Genomic DNA, 2,683 nt, shown 5'->3' with positions numbered 1-2,683 from the left:
CCTATGGGGTACTGTTCATGTGCTTAGGACAAGTCATGGCGTGGGGGTCGAGTATGCTATTCCCACTGGTTGCATGGTTCTTGGCTGGCATCTCATTCGGTCTCGCTGCACCAATTATTTACCGTGAGAAAGATGATCTCCCGATCGCATTCATTCGTGCTCAGGTAGGTTTCCGCGAAACGGTGTCCTACCTCCATCTGGGTATCCCGCTGGTGTTCACCGCAGTGGCAGCGGCGGGCATTAGTAAGCAGCCGGCTTTCGGGGTGGCTGCACTATTCACGGCTTTGGCCGCATACTTTCTGGGTGGGCGCGTGGACATCGTTCCTGCGGGTGCACATACCTTGCGTTATCGGAGTGCCGCTCCCACTCCTACCATTCTGCTTGAGATGCTGGTACTTCTGGTTCTGCTGGGCGTGTGGTGGCTGTTCTTTTTTGCACTGTCGCTATTGCCATAGGATTGATATTCCTAGCTTAACGGTATTTGAGAGTCTGTTAATACTCTCCTGTCCTAGTGCCCAGCGTCGCTTACCACTTCTATTACGAAAAGGATGAAGGTTCCATTTCTACTCTGGCAGTCGAACGTCTCCACAAGAGTTTCGGTGATAAAAAGATTCTTTCCGATTTATCTCTGCATGTTAACGAGGGGGATATCTACGGCTTCGTCGGTTCCAACGGCGCGGGCAAATCTACGACGATGCGTATCATCATCGGTGTGCTCCTGCCGGAGTCCGGAGAAGCGCTCTTCGACGGAAAGCCCATCGATGCAGACCTGCGTAAGCGCATCGGCTACATGCCGGAAGAACGCGGGCTCTATGGCAAGGAAAGTATTATTGACCAGCTGGTGTTCCTGTCTCAGCTGCATGGGATAAGCGCTTCCACATCGCGTGCGAATGCGTTTGAACTGCTGGAGCGACTAGGACTGGTAGAACGCGCCCATGACAAGCTCGATTCTCTTTCTTTGGGTAACCAACAGAAAGTGCAACTGGCCGCGGCTTTGGTGCATTCACCCGACCTACTTATCCTCGACGAGCCTTTCTCTGGGCTGGACCCGCTGGCGGTGAATGCCATGGGTGATATCCTTGCTGAATACGCCCAACGCGGCGTTCCCGTTCTCTTTTCTTCGCATCAGCTGGACTTGGTGCAGCGTATCTGCAACAGCATTGGCATTTTGGCCGGGGGCAAGCTGGTGGCTGAGGACACCGTAAGCAGCTTGCGTTCTCAAGGGCCGCTGCGTTACCGCGTAGACATTTTAGCTCGTGGTTGGTATCCCGGGGGAGTTTCCGTGGTGTCGGAAGACAGTACTGGCGTGGTCCTAGAGCTGCCTGGGGAAGACCATGTTCAGCCCCTGCTCTGTGCTGCTCAGGCGGCGGGAGTCGTCACTGGTTTCTATCGGGTCGTGCCCGACCTTGCAGATCTATTCAGGAAGTACGTGTCATGACCAACTATTCTTCGCCCCATATTATCGCCACGGTTGCTCGCCGAGAGATCCGGAATTCTCTACGAAGCAAGGGGATTATGCTCACCCTCGTACTGGTTCTCGTGGCACTCGTGGGTGGAATCATGTTTGGCAGTCATCAGCTCAATTCGCCTGGTGCAGCTGCTAAAAAGACCGTTGCCGTGTCCAACATTGACCCCACCATCTTCGAGGGAACTGGATTTACAGCCATTTCAGTCGCCAACGCCGAGGCTGGCCGGCAGATGGTCACCGACGGTGACGCGGCAGCTGCTTTTTTCTTGGACGGCGATACTCTTGACTTTATACACAAGGGCACTGCTTTCTCGGAACTAGAGACGCTAGCGCAAACTGTTTCGCAGCAGATTTCTTTGTATCGAGCATTGGAAACCGTAGGCGTTAGCCCTGCGCAGCTGGCCGCGTCAGCTCCGATGCTCTCTGTTACAGAACACTATCTAGAAGCAGATAACGACGATAGGGCAAACCGAAATCAGTGGAATGTCTGGGCAGCTCTCATCGGTATCGTCATCCTAATGCTGGCGCTCACGCTCTTTGCGAATAGCGTGGGTTCACGCGTCACGGAGGAAAAGTCATCTAGAATCATTGAGCTCATCGTAGCTTCTGTGAAGCCGACCGACTTCCTGTCCGGAAAGATTCTAGGAAATGTCGTGTTTGGAACTGTAGCGATGGGAATCATCATTGGCTGCGGAGCCATCGCACTTAAAGTCTCGGGAATCTTGGGGGATAACCAATTCAGTTGGAGTATCGCCCCTGCGCTGTTGGTTGCCTTCGTATTGGGCATTACGTTCTTTTCCTCGCTTTATGCTGCAGCGGGAGCGATGGTGCAGCGTACCGAAGACCTTCAGTCCACTCAGTCGCCCATCATGCTGCTTATTTTCGCGGTCCTCTACACTCCCACGGTTTTCTTTACCCAGCTTGATAGCACCTGGATGCGGATCATAGCGTGGATTCCGCCTTTTTCTATTGGTCACGCACCGTTGCAATATGCGGCAGGCAACATGACGAGCTTGCAATTTAGTTTATCAATGCTTTTCATGTTCGCCCTTACTCTCATAGTGATCCGGGCTTCTGCCCGCATCTATACGACTGCCATCTTGTATAATGGCGCGCCACTGAAATGGCTCCAGGTGCTGAAGCCGCGCCGTAAATAGCCCTGCCGCAAACAGCTGAAATCCGTTTGTCCTAAGCACATGAACAGTACCCCATAGG

General features: G+C 53.3%; 3 protein-coding genes. All 3 read left to right on the top strand.

The window, feature by feature from the left end; genetic code table 11:
- Positions 1–455: hypothetical protein (locus HMPREF2807_RS02335; protein ID WP_232751601.1), on the top strand; the 455-nt coding region annotated here is incomplete at its 5' end.
- 104 nt (positions 456–559) lie between these two features.
- Complete coding sequence (locus HMPREF2807_RS02330; protein ID WP_070510223.1) at positions 560–1,438, top strand: ABC transporter ATP-binding protein; 879 nt, start codon at positions 560–562, stop codon at positions 1,436–1,438.
- Positions 1,435–2,625 (top strand): ABC transporter permease, encoded by a 1,191-nt coding sequence (locus HMPREF2807_RS02325; RefSeq protein ID WP_070510216.1) that lies wholly within the window; start codon positions 1,435–1,437, stop codon positions 2,623–2,625. Before HMPREF2807_RS02330 ends, HMPREF2807_RS02325 begins: the two co-directional genes overlap by 4 nt.
- The last annotated feature ends 58 nt before the right edge of the window (positions 2,626–2,683 follow it).

It is taken from the genome of Corynebacterium sp. HMSC074A09, from assembly GCF_001811545.1.
Taxonomy (GTDB): Bacteria; Actinomycetota; Actinomycetes; order Mycobacteriales; family Mycobacteriaceae; genus Corynebacterium; species Corynebacterium hiratae.
The sequence above is the reverse complement of the archived record's forward strand: the minus strand, read 5'-3'. Positions and strand labels throughout refer to the sequence as shown.